Annotated in this window: 12 protein-coding genes; 8 read left to right on the plus strand and 4 right to left on the minus strand. The window is 58.2% G+C overall.

Annotation, left to right across the window (positions count from 1 at the left end):
* Positions 1-121: 121 nt before the first annotated feature.
* From KUV26_RS21835 to KUV26_RS21845, 3 genes are all read right to left on the minus strand, one after another.
* Positions 122-1,588, minus strand: a complete 1,467-nt coding sequence (locus KUV26_RS21835; RefSeq protein ID WP_222510005.1) for a sodium:solute symporter — start codon at positions 1,586-1,588, stop codon at positions 122-124.
* An 80-nt stretch (positions 1,589-1,668) separates the two neighbouring features.
* Entirely contained in the window at positions 1,669-2,610 is a 942-nt protein-coding gene (locus KUV26_RS21840) for a CobW family GTP-binding protein (protein WP_222510006.1), read from the minus strand.
* On the minus strand, positions 2,607-4,241 hold the full coding sequence (locus KUV26_RS21845; RefSeq protein WP_222510007.1) for an amidohydrolase: 1,635 nt from the start codon (positions 4,239-4,241) through the stop codon (positions 2,607-2,609). Before KUV26_RS21845 ends, KUV26_RS21840 begins: the two co-directional genes overlap by 4 nt.
* Positions 4,242-4,344: 103 nt before the next feature.
* Here KUV26_RS21845 and KUV26_RS21850 point away from each other — a divergent pair, with 103 nt between their 5' ends.
* Complete coding sequence (locus KUV26_RS21850; protein WP_222510008.1) at positions 4,345-5,280, plus strand: LysR family transcriptional regulator; 936 nt, start codon at positions 4,345-4,347, stop codon at positions 5,278-5,280.
* An 81-nt stretch (positions 5,281-5,361) separates the two neighbouring features.
* Here KUV26_RS21850 and KUV26_RS21855 read toward each other — a convergent pair whose 3' ends face one another.
* A complete protein-coding gene (locus KUV26_RS21855; protein ID WP_409996956.1) occupies positions 5,362-5,580 on the minus strand; it encodes a DUF1403 family protein in 219 nt (72 codons plus the stop codon).
* Positions 5,581-5,790: 210 nt separating this feature from the next.
* Here KUV26_RS21855 and KUV26_RS21860 point away from each other — a divergent pair, with 210 nt between their 5' ends.
* The 7 genes from KUV26_RS21860 (at position 5,791) to KUV26_RS21890 (ending at position 15,188) form a co-directional block, all read left to right on the plus strand.
* Positions 5,791-6,906 carry a tyrosine-type recombinase/integrase gene (locus KUV26_RS21860; protein ID WP_222510009.1) on the plus strand — a complete coding sequence of 372 codons (1,116 nt, stop codon included), beginning with the start codon at positions 5,791-5,793 and terminating at the stop codon, positions 6,904-6,906.
* A 750-nt stretch (positions 6,907-7,656) separates the two neighbouring features.
* On the plus strand, positions 7,657-8,859 hold the full coding sequence (gene repA / locus KUV26_RS21865; protein ID WP_222510010.1) for a plasmid partitioning protein RepA: 1,203 nt from the start codon (positions 7,657-7,659) through the stop codon (positions 8,857-8,859).
* Positions 8,849-9,823 carry a plasmid partitioning protein RepB gene (gene repB / locus KUV26_RS21870; protein ID WP_222510011.1) on the plus strand — a complete coding sequence of 325 codons (975 nt, stop codon included), beginning with the start codon at positions 8,849-8,851 and terminating at the stop codon, positions 9,821-9,823. Before repA ends, repB begins: the two co-directional genes overlap by 11 nt.
* 263 nt (positions 9,824-10,086) lie before the next feature.
* Positions 10,087-11,241, plus strand: a complete 1,155-nt coding sequence (gene repC, locus KUV26_RS21875) for a plasmid replication protein RepC (RefSeq protein ID WP_222510012.1) — start codon at positions 10,087-10,089, stop codon at positions 11,239-11,241.
* A gap of 2,030 nt (positions 11,242-13,271) precedes the next feature.
* A complete protein-coding gene (locus KUV26_RS21880) occupies positions 13,272-13,580 on the plus strand; it encodes a DUF1778 domain-containing protein (RefSeq protein ID WP_222510013.1) in 309 nt (102 codons plus the stop codon).
* Entirely contained in the window at positions 13,580-14,125 is a 546-nt protein-coding gene (locus tag KUV26_RS21885) for a GNAT family N-acetyltransferase (RefSeq protein WP_222510014.1), read from the plus strand. The genes KUV26_RS21880 and KUV26_RS21885 overlap by 1 nt, the downstream gene beginning before the upstream one ends.
* A 613-nt stretch (positions 14,126-14,738) precedes the next feature.
* On the plus strand, positions 14,739-15,188 hold the full coding sequence (locus tag KUV26_RS21890) for a DUF3768 domain-containing protein (RefSeq protein ID WP_222510015.1): 450 nt from the start codon (positions 14,739-14,741) through the stop codon (positions 15,186-15,188).
* The last annotated feature ends 185 nt before the right edge of the window (positions 15,189-15,373 follow it).

Here is a 15,373-nt window from a genome sequence, read left to right on the forward strand (position 1 = left end):
TCGAACAACTTGCAGAGAAGGGCTACTCCTCCATTTCAACAATGCTAAATTGTCAGAGTGTATTTTTTCGGGGCAAACTAGGGTTCGCCCCGAAAATAGAAGTGTCGCGCCTGGTGAGGCTTCAGACCACTGCGGCCGCTTCTTCGGCTGCCGGAACAGTTTTAGCCCGCTTCTCGGCTGTGGGGAGATCTTCCCAGTAGACCGCGCGGGGACACTCTTGGGGCGAGTGCCGCGTCATCGTGCTGACAACCACCAGCACGATTAGGCAGGTCAGCATGCCGGGGATCACCGGGTCGATGCCAGTCCCCACCAAAGGCCAGATAACCGTCACCACAATGGCCGAGAGCATGGACGACGCGCATCCTTTCGACGTTGCCCGACGCCAGAACATCACCGCTAGGAAGGGGATCACGAGCGTGGTCGCCGAAATCCGGAGTGCCCATTGATAGGCGCTGATGATGTCGGTCATCAGGAAGGCCACCAGGAGGGACAGAACAGAGATGATCACCACGCTCAACCGCGCAGCTCTCATCTTCTCGGCCTCAGTTGCCTGCGGCTTGAACAAACGGCGATACAAGTCCTCCGCGAGGTTGGAACTGCCTTGCAGAATAAAAGAGTCAGCGCCAGTCATCAGGGCCGACAGCAGGCCGACGACCACGATCCCGCCGAGTGCCGGCGGCAGCAATTCCACCGTCAGGTAGGAAAAGATCAAGTCGGGGCGCATGCCCTGGGGCACGAATTGCACTGCGCTGAGACCAATCAGATATGGCAATAGCGCGATAACCGTGAAGATGGCGAAGCCCGTCAGGCCCGCGCGGATTGCGATGCCTTCGGTGCGCGAGGCGAAGATCCGCTGCCAGATGGACTGCCAGACGAGATAGAACGGGCCGACGGTTAAGGCGAACACAAGCACTTCAGTCACACCATCCGGGCCAAAGGGGCTGAGATGTCCTGCATCGGAATTTGCGATGATGGCGCTAGGCCCGCCGGCGAAGCGGATTGCCGCAAAGAACAGCAGCACGATGCCAACAATGACGATGACGCTCTGCAATGCATCCGTAACGATGGTCGCGACAAGGCCGCCGAGGATAGTGAAGCCGAGAATCAGTGCGAAGCTCAGCAGGATCGCCCCTTCATGGGGAATGCCGAAGACCATGGTGAATAGCGTACCCATTCCCACTATTTGCAGCGCCGCCGTGGGAACGGAGTAGACAAAGGCAGAAAAGATTGACGGGATCAGCCCAACCCTTGCCCCAAAGCGCTCGGCAAATAGGTCGGCCAGCGTATAAAGACGCTGCCGCCGCAGGGGCTTGCTGAAAAAGTAGATTAGAATCATGCTGAAAATGGTCGCGGGCAACGCAAATTTGACGAAACCCGAGATGCCGACGGAATAGCCCATGCCCACCCAGCCGATGAAGACGGCAGCGCCCGCACAGGTGCTGATGATGGTTCCGGTGATGGACCAGAAACCCATGTTCCAATTTGCGATCAGGTACTCGTCCGAACTCTTCACCTTGAAGAAGTAGTAAAATCCGATTGCGAACATCACCGCGAAATACGCGATGGTGTATGTCAGGTACCAGGCCAATGCTCTCTCTCCCTTTTTGCTGTCGAGCGTTGCCGTGCGGTGGCTTCTTTGGGTCTCCTCCCTTACCACCGCGCGTCATGTCATATCGTCCCTGACCGTGCCGGCTGGGGATCGGATGTAACGTGTTCGGATTGAAACCGGCGCAGCGCGGCGTCATCGGTACCGATCAGCACCAGACGCACCGCGGGTCCAGGACCCGGGTCATTCGGCGGCTTGCAAACCGTGATCTCGCCGCCTGCCAGTTGCACCAGTGACGGAGCGTCCTCGGACGCAAAGCGGACAAAGCCCTTGGCCCGGTGCAGCGACAGTGCGGCAGCACGCAGCCTGTCAAGGAAGCCTTCGCGCTCCGGCGCGTCGTCCTGGAGCACAGTTGCACGGCTGAACAGGTCAGCGTGAGCGTCGCCCGGCAGGGTGCTGACCGTCATGTCCACGTGGGGAGCGTCCATCGCATTGAGGAAGGCCTTGCCCATCGAGTAGTGGATCGCGCTGGACGGGTTGGTCAGCATCACCCGCGCGCGGGCCTTGCGGGACTGCTCGTCGGGCTTCCTGTCGGATCGCGAAAGGTATGCCACATCCGCGCCCTCGATCTGCCGTCGCACCACACCGCCGATGCGGTCGTCCTGCAGCCTTTGCCCCAGGGTGAACGGATCGACCACGACCACCACGGAGCGGCAGTCCAGATCCGGCTCGGCCCGGGCGAAAGCTGTCAGTCGCGCAGGCTCCGCCACTCCGCTTGCCTCAATCACCAGCCGGTCCGCCGCTTCGCGCAAAGACAAGGCGCGCTCGAAAGCGTCGAACATTCCCCCGGCCATCGAGCAACAGATGCACCCGTTACTGAGCTGAATCGTGTCGGCGGACCGAGCGGAGACCAGCGCCGCGTCCACCGCAATGTCCCCGAAGTCATTGACCATCACGATGATGCGCTCTTTGCTCTCCGTCAGCAGGCGGTTCAGAAGTGTGGTCTTGCCGGCGCCCAGGTAGCCGCAGATCACGTTGACCGGAAGTGGGGCCCGGGCGCTCAAAACGACCCCGCTTCGATGGCCCGGCCGCCCGAAACGGTGCCCCAGACGCCAACGTCCTTCAGCGCCTCGCCTCCCATTTCGTAGGGGTCATCTTCCAGCACCGCGAAATCCGCACGCTTGCCGACCTCGATGGAGCCGACCTCCCCATCCAGCTTGAGCGTAAAAGCCGCGCCGAGCGTGATCGCGTGCAGCGCCTCGTCAAGCGTGATGCGCTCTGCAGCACCAAGACGGCGCCCGCTGTCAGTCAGCCGGTTGACCGCGCACCAGGCCGTGAAGAGCGGTCCCAGCGGCGTCACCGGTGCGTCGGAGTGGATCGCCAGCGGCAAGCCCAGATCCAGCGCGCTACGGCAGGGGTTCATGCGGTTGGCTCGCTCAGGGCCCATGGTGATGTCGTGATGCTTGTCGCCGAAGTAATACAGGTGATTGGCGAAAAAGTTCACGCAGCAACCCAGCGCTGCCGCCCGCCGCAATTGCGCCTGGTCCGCCATCTGGCAATGCTGAAGTGTATGCCGGTGATCGGGCAGGTATTGCTCCGATAGTGCCGCCTCGAGGGCTTCGATGGCCGCAAGGCTGGCGGCATCGCCGTTAACGTGGATATGCATCTGGATGCCGGCGCGATTCAGGTAGGTCGCCATAGTTCTCAGTGCGTCCGGTGCAATGTTCCAGATACCCTGCGCCGTACCACGGTAGTACCCGGGCGTTTTCATCTGCGCCGTGAAACCTTGGATCGATCCGTCGGTGACGATCTTGACCCCACCCAGACGCAGCCGGTCCGTCGACCTTGCAGCAAGCACCTTTGCCCGATCGGTCAGCTGAGCCGTTGGCATCGACATCGCCGACAGCATCGGTACTAAGCGTAGCGGAAAGCCTTCCTCGCCGGTGACACTCCGCAATTCGTCCACCGCGTCGTCACCTAGTTCGTTCAACAGATCGGTAGAGGTAGTCACCCCTGTCCGGCAAGCCGATCGCGCAAAGTTCCAAATTGCATCGCGCCCGCCGGTCAACTGGCGGAAGCTGGTACCGATACGCCGCATCACCGGGAACATCGCGCCCATTTCGTGCAATTCGCCGTGCAGCGACCCGTCCGTGTTACGGATCACCCCGGGCAGATCGGTGCCGCAGCCGTAACCGGCCAGATCCATTGCAACCGAGTTCGCGGTGATCAAATGCATATTCGAATGGAATACGATGACCGGACGCTCCTGCGATACCTGATCGAGATGCTGCCGCGTCAGACGCTCGCCCGGAACGAAGAGCGGATCGAACCCCCAACCGACCACCGGTCCGTCCGGCGCCACCGAAGCGCATTCTTGCAATCGTGAAATCAGGGCCTCGGTGGTGCCCACACCCGGCCAATGGTGTCCATCCGGCGCGATGCGGCCAAAGTGTCCAAGATAGGTGTACTCCCAGATCGACCCTTCCATTAGATGTGCATGCCCCTCGACGAAGCCCGGCATCAGCACCTTGTCCGCAAAACGGTCGTCCCGCACCGTGTCGGTCCAATGGCTCATGTCGTTCGGAGTGCCTACCCCGAGAATGGTACCATCAACCGACACGGCGACATGGGTGGCCACGGGCCGCGTCGGGTCCATCGTAATGATGCGGCGGGCTGAGTATACGGTCGTGGGCATTTGTCTCTCCGGTCATGCTAGCTTGGAGAGAAGATACACGTGACAACTTCCTTTCTAAAATGTATTGTCGTGCGGTTATTCCTCCGAAATGATGAGGGAGAGGATGCACTACACTCTAAAACACTTGCACTACGTCGAGGCCGCCGAACGCCACCAGTCAATCACTCATGCGGCCAACGCCCTTACTGTTTCGCCCTCCTCGATAGCGGCCGCCATCGACTATCTGGAAGGCCAGTCAGGCCAGCCACTGTTTGAGCGCACTCCGTCTCGTGGCATCCGCGCAACGCAGTTCGGACGGACCTTCATCGATGAGGTTCGCTCTCTACTTGCCGCGCAGGCCCGCTTTGACATGCGCGTCTCCGAATTGAACACCGTTCTCGGCGGCACTGCCCGCATTGCTTGTTTCACACCGCTGGCACCGATCCTATTGCCCACCATCCTCAAGGATGTCCGGGCGCGTTTCAAAAACCTCAAAATCGAAATCATGGACGTCTCGACCAATGAGATCCCGCAGGTGATCGACAGTGGCGAGGCTGACTTCGCCCTTTGCTACGGTATGCTGGACACGTCGAAGTACAGTTTTATTCCGTTTTTCCGCGCTCCACCCCACGTTGCCCTGTCGGTTGATCACCCCCTCGCGGCGGGCCGGTTCGTGACGCTGGACCAGCTTGAGCCCGAGCCTTTGGTGGTGCTGGAACTCGAGTTTTCCAAACAATATCTCTTGGGCCTGTTCGAGTCGCGGGGGCTGAAACCAAACGTAATTTTTTCTGCCCGATCCACCGACATGATACGTGCCATGGTTGCCGCTGGGATGGGCTACGCAATTTTTAATATCCGCCCAATGACGAAACAGACTTATGCCATCGGCGACGTAGCAGAATTGCCCCTGGCCGGAGACCACGAATGCCCGAGCGTTGGCGTCTTGGTCAGGCGCGGCGTGGCCCTGCAACCGGTCTGCGACGCGATCATCAATGCGTGCCAGTTACAGGCAATGAACGGGGCCTTCGACGGGGCCTTAATCCAACCTCATGTTCAGTAAGATTTTAGGGTTGAATCGGCTTTGACGATGGGTTGGGTAGCCCCTCCTGACGGCACTTGTGTCAGAATGATCCGGACGGGATCAGGAACTGCGCCGCATCGCGCAGTTCCGGTGCCCTCTCGATACGCCCGTAACAGGCGGCGCAGGCGTTGCTGCGCGCAACGCGAGCCGCTCCCGCAGCAACGCCTGGGGCACGTCGCCCCTGCTGAGCACAAGATGCAGATGCCCCAGCGCCGCGCCTGATAAAAACGCCACATCTTCCGGGGTTTCCGGGCAGCGGCCGGTGACCCAGCCCGGCATCGGGGGTAACGTGGTTGGGTCGTGCGGGGGCTCGGGCCGGGCATAGGTCAGGCAACAGACCGTAGCGGGCCGCGGCGCTTTTGACTACAATATTATGTGAAAACCGCCGCGCTCTCCTGTTTCTGGTAATGTCCAATAACCTTGATTTATCGGACATTATGGCGATACGCTGTTGCACAGCCTCAGGAATAAAGAATTTGCGGAGAGAAGATGGCGCCGGAACGCGAGAAATCCACTTCAGCACCCTCCGACACACCAGACGATGCTCCGGTCGACGAGAGAGATCAAGCGTCCAGCAAGACCATCTCCCTGCCCGCCCACGTCGCCGGCTCCGGCACACTTGACCGGTTGGTCGATACCGCCCGGGGCTATGCGGAGGCTTCGGCGGCCGAGAACACGCACAAGGCCTATGCCGCCGACTGGAAGCATTTCGCCCGCTGGTGCCGACTGAAAGGCACCGATCCGCTGCCCCCGTCGCCGCAGATGATCGGGCTCTACGTTGCGGACCTGGCCACCCCAGCCGGGAAGATCCCATCGGCGTTGGCAGATCGGCCCCTTTCAGTCTCCACCATCGAGCGGCGCCTCTCCGGACTTTCCTGGAACTACGCGCAGCGCGGTTTCACTTTCGACCGGAAGGACCGCCACATCGCCACGGTGCTGGCCGGTATCCGGCGCAAACATGCCCGCCCGCCGGTACAGAAGGAAGCGATCCTGCCCGAGGACATCTTGGCCATGGTGGCCACCCTTCCTTTCGACCTGCGCGGCCTGCGGGATCGCGCGATCCTGCTCCTGGGCTATGCCGGGGGCCTGCGCCGAAGTGAAATCGTCAGTCTCGACGTGCACAAGGACGACACACCGGATTCCCGCGGTTGGGTCGAAATCTTCGACAAGGGTGCCCTGCTCACGCTGAACGCCAAGACCGGCTGGCGCGAGGTCGAGATCGGGCGCGGCTCCGGAGAGCAGTCCTGCCCGGTGCGTGCCCTGGAACAATGGCTGCACTTCGCACGCATCGATTTCGGGCCGGTCTTCGTGCGGTGCTCGCGCGATGGCAAGCGCGCGCTTGAAACTCGCCTCGGCGACAAACATGTCGCGCGGCTTGTGAAGCAAACCGTACTCGATGCCGGCATCCGCGCCGAGCTGCCCGACAAGGACCGCCTTGCACTCTTTTCGGGGCACAGCCTGCGCGCCGGTCTGGCCTCATCCGCCGAAGTCGATGAGCGATACGTCCAAAAGCATCTCGGCCACGCCTCTGCCGAGATGACCCGGCGCTACCAGCGCCGCCGCGACCGGTTCCGGGTCAACCTGACGAAAGCGGCAGGGCTCTGAATTCCAGCCTGCGGAGCCGCCGTAATGAAGCGCTAAGGTAGAATGGCGGTGTTCAAGTTTCATGAAATCCGTAACTAAACGCGACACCGGCTGGAAACCATGCATGAGTGCACCCCGCGTGGCCGGTCGAAATGGTCCGCCTCGTAGGCGAAAATGCTGCTGGACCGGGCCAAGACCAGGGGCCTGTTAAGCTAGGCCGTTTTCGAATTGCAAACCTCACCGCAGCGCACAGCTGACCATGCGGTAAGCGACGCGCGGCACTGCTTCGTGCGGTTTTGCATAGCAATATCATGAACGGGAAACGCGGCAGAGCATTTCGTAGCTGATTCCCGTACCCTTCCAGAATCAAAACTGCAGCACAAAGCCATCTCCTTTGTCGCTCGGATGCCATGTGCCTATGTGCGCCTGCGTTACAACACCGGCTTGGATGTGTTTTGGCGTTTCAATGTGTTTATGCGTCAGGGGGAAACTATCCACAGGAACGATGTGGGAAGTTGTTTATGTTGTTTTTCAGCAACTTACAGTAATGCACCCCAAATCCCTTAACGGTTCACCTTCAATAACGGGTCCATCTGTGGAGCAAAAAGCACAACCTAAACCTGCTGTTTTTCCTTGAGTTTGCTCCCCTGCCCCTGCATAGCTTGTAACGAGATAACGTCAGAAAGGTCTCAGCTTCCGTTTCTACACCGTTCGTTTTGATCACAACGGCAAGTAACGGAAGTCAGAAAGACCATAGAACGGGCAGTAAATATGGACGCAGTATTGCACAGCAAGCTTCGTACCGACGCCGATAGGCTATCGGAAGCGCTCGACGCAATGTCGAAGCTGTTCCTCGCACCAAAGGAACAGAAGCAGCTCAGGACATTCACTTCATCAGAAGTTGCTCAGCTCCTTCGCGTGAGCGATGGATACCTACGTAAGTCGCATTTCGACAGGAAAATTCCCGAGGTCGAACAAGGCCCAGGTAACAAGCGCTCATATACGGCCGAGGACATCCTGGAGATCCGTAAAATTCTGGCGCAGAACGCCAAGGATCCTCTCCAGTTCCTGCCAGGCCGCCGTGAAGACGATAAGCTTCAGATCTGGTCTACGGTCAACTTTAAGGGAGGCAGTTCCAAGACCACCACCTCTGTTCACTTGTCGCAGCGACTTGCGTTGAGGGGGTATCGGGTTCTGGCTATTGATGCTGATCCGCAGGCGTCTCTTACAACCTTCTTCGGATACCAGCCCGAAATTGACTTCCGCCACGGCGGAACTCTGTATGATGCCATCCGCTATAATGACGGCGAAACCAACCGCGTCCCGATCACGGAAGTTCTTAGGAAGTCGTACTTCCCGAACTTGGATCTAGTCCCGGGCGGCATCATGTTGTCCGAGTTCGAGACTGAAACCCCTACCGCCCTCAGCCGCGGGGAGCAGCCGGTTTTCTTCAACCGGATTCGTGATTCACTGCGCCAGCTGGAAGATGACTATGACATCGTCATAATCGACTGCCCGCCGCAGCTCGGCTACCTAACCATGTCGGCGGTCTGCGCGTCGACCTCCCTGTTGATGACCATCATCCCGGAACGGGTGGACCTTGCGTCCGCAAGCCAGTTCCTGAACATGGCATCTGGCGTCCTTGAGGTTCTCCATTCCAATGGCGGCATCGGCGCCTATGACAACTTCACATATCTGCTGACCCGCTTCGATACCTCGATTAGCGCCCAGCAGGATCTCGCGGAATGGATCAGGGAGATCCTGGGGGACAGCGTGATCCCGACACCTTTTGTTAAGTCCTCTGCCGTCAGCGACGCCGGACTTGGGCAGAAGACCGTCTTCGAGGTCGACCTAAGCGGTTCAAAAAACAGGAAAACATACGATCGCGCCATCGAATCCATAAATGGCATTGCCGACGATATCGAGCGCAAGATCCAGGCATCCTGGGGGCGGGAGGTAGACGATGAAGCGTGACCTGCTCGCTAAGAGTCTCCAAAAAATGGCGGAAAAGAAGCCGGAGGCCCCTACCCCTTCAGTTGCGGCCGCGCCATCAAAAGAGGGCGCGCCTAAATCGTTGTTAAACATGTCTGATGTCTTGACGCAGGTTGCTTCTCAGGCGGCCCAAGATGTTGATGTATCCGACATTGCTGATTCCGAAATTTCGGACCGGTTCGACGTTACGGTTGGACTGGACCCCCTTGTTGAATCAATCCGCAACTCCGGCCAAGAACTTCCTGTTATGCTCCGGTTCCGCCGGGGCGAAGGACCGCGCTATGAGGTTGTTTATGGACGACGCCGCATTGCTGCATGCCGTAGGCTAGGAATTAGGGTCCGCGCACTTATCAAAGAGATGAACCTGCGTGAGGCCCTTGTCTCGCAGGCACTTGAAAACTCAGCCCGCCTAGAGCGCAGCTTCATTGAACAGGCGGTCTTTGCAACGGAGCTCGAAAAGGCAGAGTTTTCACGCACTGAGATCTGTGAAGCACTCGCAGTTGATAAGGGCACGCTCAGCCGCCTGTTGTCGATCGTGCGAGACATCCCGGCAGGTGTAGTTAACCGCATTGGTGCCGCTCATGATGTCGGCAGGCGCCCCTGGATGGAACTTCGGCGCTTGGCGCTGCTTGAGTGCGCGCCTTCAGAGGATAAGATGATAGCGCTGATACCGGATGAAGCCGAAGGGGCTCCAGCCAGGGTAAACAAGCTCATCGAAGCATTGCAGGAGATTGAACGACGTGCCACTGCGCCGACGCGGGCCGCTAAGTCCGAAAGCCCCCCTGCCCCGGCTCCGACGCAGCTCCCGGGCTCTCAGGTGAAATACCAGGTAGGCAAGGGAAAACTGACAATCCAGGTCGGCGGAAAGCAGGAGGAAGAATTCATTGAATTCGTCAAAAGCAACTTGTCGGCCCTATACGAGACCTGGTCAAAGAAGGGTTCGTGATCGGGTGTTGGCCAGGGTTTTCGCTTGGCCAACACATGTAAGTCATTGATTTCATTAAGTTGTCCATGGCCAACCCCATGGTGAGTTGAGCAGCAGAAGCAAAAACACAAAGGAGGCAGACACTTAAGCAAAAAGAAACCCCCCGAAAGCGGTAAGGCTTTACAGAGGGTCCCTGTAACTTAGACACTTACTTGGTACCCCGAAAACTGAACCACTGCAACACCGATTTCGGTGAACGGTACCTTTTTGCCGTCTGAAAAGGCATGAAAACCATCACATCCGCGGCATGCAGTGCCGGGGCACAGGTGAGCTGTGTCCAAACTGAACACGCAGGCTTCCGGCCGGTACTGCGCAGAGATCTCATGCGCGCACTGCGCAAGTGCCGCAGCAAAATCGGACTCACAACAGGCGATGTTCTTGTTGTTGATACTTTGCTGAGTTTTCTGCCCTGCCGGGACACCAAAACTGGCGCTGAGCTCCCGGTAGATCCAAGCTTCATTCTCGTGATCTATGCTTCGAACCAGACCATTTGCGGCCGCGCAAACAATATGTGCGAGCGAGTCTTGCGCCGACATGTTTCAAAGCTGGTGAAACTCGGCCTTCTGCGTCGACGTGATAGCGCGACCAGGAAGCGTTTTCCTATCAAATCGAACGGCAAAGTCTGCGCGGCCTACGGGCTGGATCTTACCCCCCTCCTGTTGGCCGCGGACAACATTGTCCAGATGGCCGCCGACATTGAGCTAGAAGAGGAAGAAATCCGCGGATTGCGCGCCCAGGCACTGACACTGCGCGCCGATCTGCTGAAGGCTGCACATACACTGAACGATGAGATTCTGGAGTATGTGACCCAAGCAAAAACCATCCTTCGCCGGTCAACTTTGAAGCTGAGAGAAGTCAAATCACTGCTGACCCGGCTCAAGGAAATCTCCGAAGTTCAGGATGTTTCCCGCAACCTGAACCCCACCGAGCATCCATGCACTGGGGAAATCAAAGCCAACAAACCGCGTACAGCCCATGACCGCAAGCATGTGGAATCCGCGAAAGAGTCCGCCGGGAACGGTCAAAATGTCCGCCAAGTAGAGTCACAAAAAACAGATACATTAAAAATCTCGGAGAGAAGCGAAGCATCGCTTCTGGAACTGTGGAATGATTGCAGAGAAATCGCGGAGCTCTTCCCTAAGCCACCAAAGAGCCATCAGGATCTGGAAACCATCGTGCAGACAATGGCGAACTATGTTGGGATTGGCTGGGAATGCCTAGCGAAAACCCAGGCGAGGCTCGGGCTCAGCGAACTATTGAGATCTTTGAACTATATCGCTGAAAATGCGATGCGCATCGAACGCCCGGAAGCATACCTTATCAGCCTTGCAGGTCATAATCGCTCTATCGCGTACGGCAGCATTAGGAAACCGTTGTAATGCGCAATTGGAGGCCTAATCCCATTCCTAATAAGGCTTGGCGCCTTAGCCCCCAACAGATGCGCAAGGGTGTTGGCCTCAGCCAACGTTCTCTTCGCAAGCCTGCCTTCTGCCCATCTGCCTGCAGGACGCTTTGCACAATGAGGGTATGCCTGCGCCTTCAAGGCTTTTTAGATAGCCGCCCTGCCCTAGTGCGCTGCGGTAAACGCCATTCCCGCACTCTGCAAACGGCGCCAACCATCGCGCGGGATCGTTGTGTCGGCTATGGTCAGCTCTTTCCAAAGGCAGCTTTCGCGCCCGGCGCTATTCGCTGCATTGAAATGAGTTTGAAGCTATAGATCTCGACCAGCCGATCCCGTCATGAGACGTTATCGCCAGGCTATATCTGGAACTCCGTAATCTTGTTGCTTGCTTGATTTGCCATAGCGAGGCACGTGATAACCCCACAGTTCGGGATTGGATCAGCCACAAGCGGAAATGCTGACTGTGCTGGACCGCGCAGCATTTGCAGATGCGAGCACTTTTTCAAGCGATCAGTCTGGCAGCTTCCACCTCTTGCTCGGAGCTACCCTTTATCGACAGCCAGATACGCTCAGCTACTCGCTCAAGGCGTATGGCTCCCATCCGGCTTGAGAATAATATTCGCGGGATGGTCTCTCAGAAGTTGGCTATGACCAACAGCTGGTCGAACCAAGCTGAGTTCAAGATTCACGTTTGGCTTATGACAAGGATTGATCCTGAGGCCGCCGAAAGGGCTTACTTAAATGTTGGCCATCTCATGGGCAATGTTTGTCAGAGTTTTAGCCAAACGCAGAGATATGAGCTGGTCCTGGAAATGGCCTGCGGGCTCCGATAGCGGTCATTCGATCGTCATTTCGGTTGAGATTAGTCGCACTAGCGGAGGTCCTAAAATCAGAAGTTGGCCATGGCCAACTTGCACAGAAGCTCTCGTTGTACTTGGTTTCGGTGAATTCATCACCGGCATAGCAGAACGCGGATCAGGCGTGTGCCGTGGGCAGGGCTGACCACAAGAACACGGAGTTGGCCATGGCCAACTCTCTGGGGTGAACGAGTTGTGGCAATGTGCCGACGCGATTCAAGGCGCTCCGGAAGCCAGGACTCTTGACCTGCGCTTTATCGCGCTGCTGAAATCCCAACGAAATCTGTTGCAGAACCGTTGGCCATTTGACGGTGGTCAAATCCTCCGTAGTGTTGCACTCGGTTTTCGAAGAACCCCGATTGCAGTTCTTTGCCTTGCAGTATCCTTGGGCCTCGGCCGCTCAGTCTGACTCGAAGACAACCACGTTCCTTGCAGAAATTCGCCCAAATCCTGAACAGCCATTGAGGTGGTAGATCTTCGACTTCCGGTTTCCTCGAATAGGACTGGCAGCCTCCGAGCTGAACTGGTAGCTGCCTGCCGCTGACGAGCCAGGCGCAGCGGGGACCGTAGCGTCCGGGAAGGTCCATTTTGCTTCCGTATCGATGCGCATCCAGACTTCAGTATGATCAGAGATTGATCTGTGGGCCGATTTATGCGTGGCGCCAAGCTCCGCCTAAAAGTCGAAGTTGCCGGATGCGCCGACCAGAGCAGGGGTTCCGGTCGGCGCCAAAGTGTTGTCTCAGAGATTTGCATACCGGCCGTCAGCCGGAGACGAACCGTGTTGCATGAATAGAGCTTTGGCCATACTTGCCCTTTCACCGGTTCATTGTGCGACACGCTCATAGGCCGCACGACCGAGGCGAGTCATGGGGGTGAGGGCTTTGGCAGCGATCCGGGTTTCGGTTGTCTGGGTCTCCATCTTGCAGCTGCGTAGGTCAGGTTCGATGACGTCCTTTTAGCATCCGATCTTAGCCTCGCTGCGTGATCTCTGGCTGCAACCGGTGGCCTTCCGCTAGGCCAGCTACGCCGGTAAACTTCTTCCTGCTACACGGCCGGCCGCAGGGAGAAGTTCAATCGAATCCTTAAAAGTAGCCTCTTGAAATGTACGTCAATCTGATGTACATGTTGATCCACGTGACAGGAGGCGGCTATGCTTGGTTTCCACGACACCACACGCGCCATAGATGAGCGCAACGAAGCCCGGATGAACTTCCGGACCAAGCCGCGTATTAAAAACGCGATCCAGCAGGCTGCGGCCCTGTCCGGTGTGGACGATTCTGTCTTCACGATGAATGCAGCTTATCAGGCTGCCCTGGCAACGATTTCGGCTCATGAGCGCACTGTGTTGCAGCCGGTCGATCATGAAGCATTTTTCACGGCTCTGGATGCGCCTGCAGCGCCCACTGAAGAATTGGCTGCGGCTTTCCGCAGGCACAGACAAACCGTTACCTCAAAATAATGGCTCCCACAGAGTCCGCTGGCAGCGTCATCGAGCCGTTCGACCCTTCCAAGCACGATCGAACGGCCTTTTCTTGCGGCGTGGAGCAAGTTGACAATTACTTCCGGAAGACCGCGAACAAACTCGCCAAGGCGGACAATGTCCGGCTTTTTGTCATGTCCGCGAGTGACGGCAGCGTGATTGGCTTTTACGCCCTCAATGCGCATGCAGTGCACTATGGAGATCTGCCTTCGAAATTTGCCCGTACCCGGCCTGCACACGGCAACATTCCGGCGGCCTATATCTCGATGATCGGCCGTGATCAGAATTTCCGGGGCGGGGGCTATGGGGGGGATCTCCTCGTCGATGCGCTGCGCCGGATTGCCGCTGCAGCTGATGCTATCGGTGTGGCAATCGTCATGCTTGACGTTCTTGACTGCGGGAATCCTGACCGGGTTGCGCGGCGCAAGGCGCTTTATGAAAGCTATGGGTTTCAGTCGCTGTCCTCGAACCCGTTGCGGATGTTCTTGCCTGTAAGTGTCGTTCGTAAACTGATCGCGGAATAATGGACCCAAGTTCGCCAGTGCCCTCACTGCGCGGCCGGCTTCGAGAAACACCTCACCACGACGGCCTCCTGTTCCCGACGGTCTGCTTGGCTACGAAGTCCTTTTAGTGGAGCTACTCGCCGGGCAGCGCACAGAGATTTTTTTGGGCGAGCTATTCGGGGCGTGCGAGATGTTTAGAAGGTGGGCGGTTGACGGCCACCACCTCGTCTGGGCGTCGGACGTCACTTTGAAATAGAAGAAATCCGCGCGGCGTGCGCGGATTGCATGGTCCAGGCGACAGGGCAGGGGATCGGCGGGCTTCGCCCGCTCACCCCAGCCCCGGCATTTTTCATTTAGCTTTGTCCGCCCGCATCCTGGGCCAGGCCGGTCAAGGGGCAAGCGCCGCGCATTGCGCGGCGGCTCCTGGAGGCCCGTGTCCTCGGCTATGCCTGCGGGCCGCGCCAGCCTCCATCCGCCCCCGTGACAGTCCCGGCCCAGGCCGCCGGCAGGGCTTCGCCCTCCCCGCTCTGCCAGCCGAAAGACACGGGGTCTTTCAGCAGTCAGTGCAGAGAGGCCGCGCCCATTGGCGGAAGGAGGGCACCAAGCCCCAACGCCCCATCAAAAGGAGGCCGAAATGGCACAATATCAATGCAATACCTGCGGCGCAGAGGCTGAACAGGAGCAAGGTGCAGCGGAATGCTGTCCGCTTTGCGCAGCGGGGAACGTCGTTAACCCGAAACTGCAGGCGGCTGAAACCGCCAAGGCAAACGATGCTTTCCGGGCCCAGGCACCTCTTGGCGGGCATCCGGTTTATCAGGGCCGCGTTGTGGCCACCCGGGGTGTTTCCGCCGAGGGGCCGGAGTTTGTCACCCGCGCGCTTCTTGAAACCGCTGCTTTTGATAATTTCACCGAGGACAACGATCCCTACGGAGATCACTCCATGGGTGCAGTTCAGGTCTTCGGCAAGATCGTGTGGTGGAAACTTGACCTGTATGACGCGGATTACCGTTACGGGGCAGATGAACCGCTGGACCACAAGAACACCCGCCGCGTTCTGACGCTGCTTTTGCCAAGCGAATATTGACACCGGCGCGGCCCTTCGGGGCCGCGATCCGGCTGGTTTGTCACGCGACGGGAAGGAGGTGAGAACTATCAGAAAGTTTTTGAAACACACCCGGATCGATGAGGCTTGGGCGTTTCTCAGGAAGGGCGGTATCTTTGGCGTCGGCCGCCGCTTCCTGATCCAGCACAGAACAGTATGAGCTCTCA

The sequence above is a fragment of the Leisingera daeponensis genome (genome assembly GCF_019801465.1).
Taxonomy (GTDB): domain Bacteria; phylum Pseudomonadota; class Alphaproteobacteria; order Rhodobacterales; family Rhodobacteraceae; genus Leisingera; species Leisingera daeponensis_A.

Excerpts from the sequence above, each read along its gene's own strand:
- KUV26_RS21855 (WP_409996956.1), bottom strand. The coding sequence starts at position 5,580 with ATGCCGGGCTGGGTCACCGGCCGCTGCCCGGAAACCCCGGAAGATGTG.
- repC (WP_222510012.1), top strand. The coding sequence starts at position 10,087 with ATGAAAACCATCACATCCGCGGCATGCAGTGCCGGGGCACAGGTGAGC.
- KUV26_RS21860 (WP_222510009.1), top strand. The coding sequence starts at position 5,791 with ATGGCGCCGGAACGCGAGAAATCCACTTCAGCACCCTCCGACACACCA.
- KUV26_RS21885 (WP_222510014.1), top strand. The coding sequence starts at position 13,580 with ATGGCTCCCACAGAGTCCGCTGGCAGCGTCATCGAGCCGTTCGACCCT.
- repA (WP_222510010.1), top strand. The coding sequence starts at position 7,657 with ATGGACGCAGTATTGCACAGCAAGCTTCGTACCGACGCCGATAGGCTA.
- repB (WP_222510011.1), top strand. The coding sequence starts at position 8,849 with ATGAAGCGTGACCTGCTCGCTAAGAGTCTCCAAAAAATGGCGGAAAAG.
- KUV26_RS21850 (WP_222510008.1), top strand. The coding sequence starts at position 4,345 with ATGCACTACACTCTAAAACACTTGCACTACGTCGAGGCCGCCGAACGC.
- KUV26_RS21845 (WP_222510007.1), bottom strand. The coding sequence starts at position 4,241 with ATGCCCACGACCGTATACTCAGCCCGCCGCATCATTACGATGGACCCG.
- KUV26_RS21890 (WP_222510015.1), top strand. The coding sequence starts at position 14,739 with ATGGCACAATATCAATGCAATACCTGCGGCGCAGAGGCTGAACAGGAG.
- KUV26_RS21880 (WP_222510013.1), top strand. The coding sequence starts at position 13,272 with ATGCTTGGTTTCCACGACACCACACGCGCCATAGATGAGCGCAACGAA.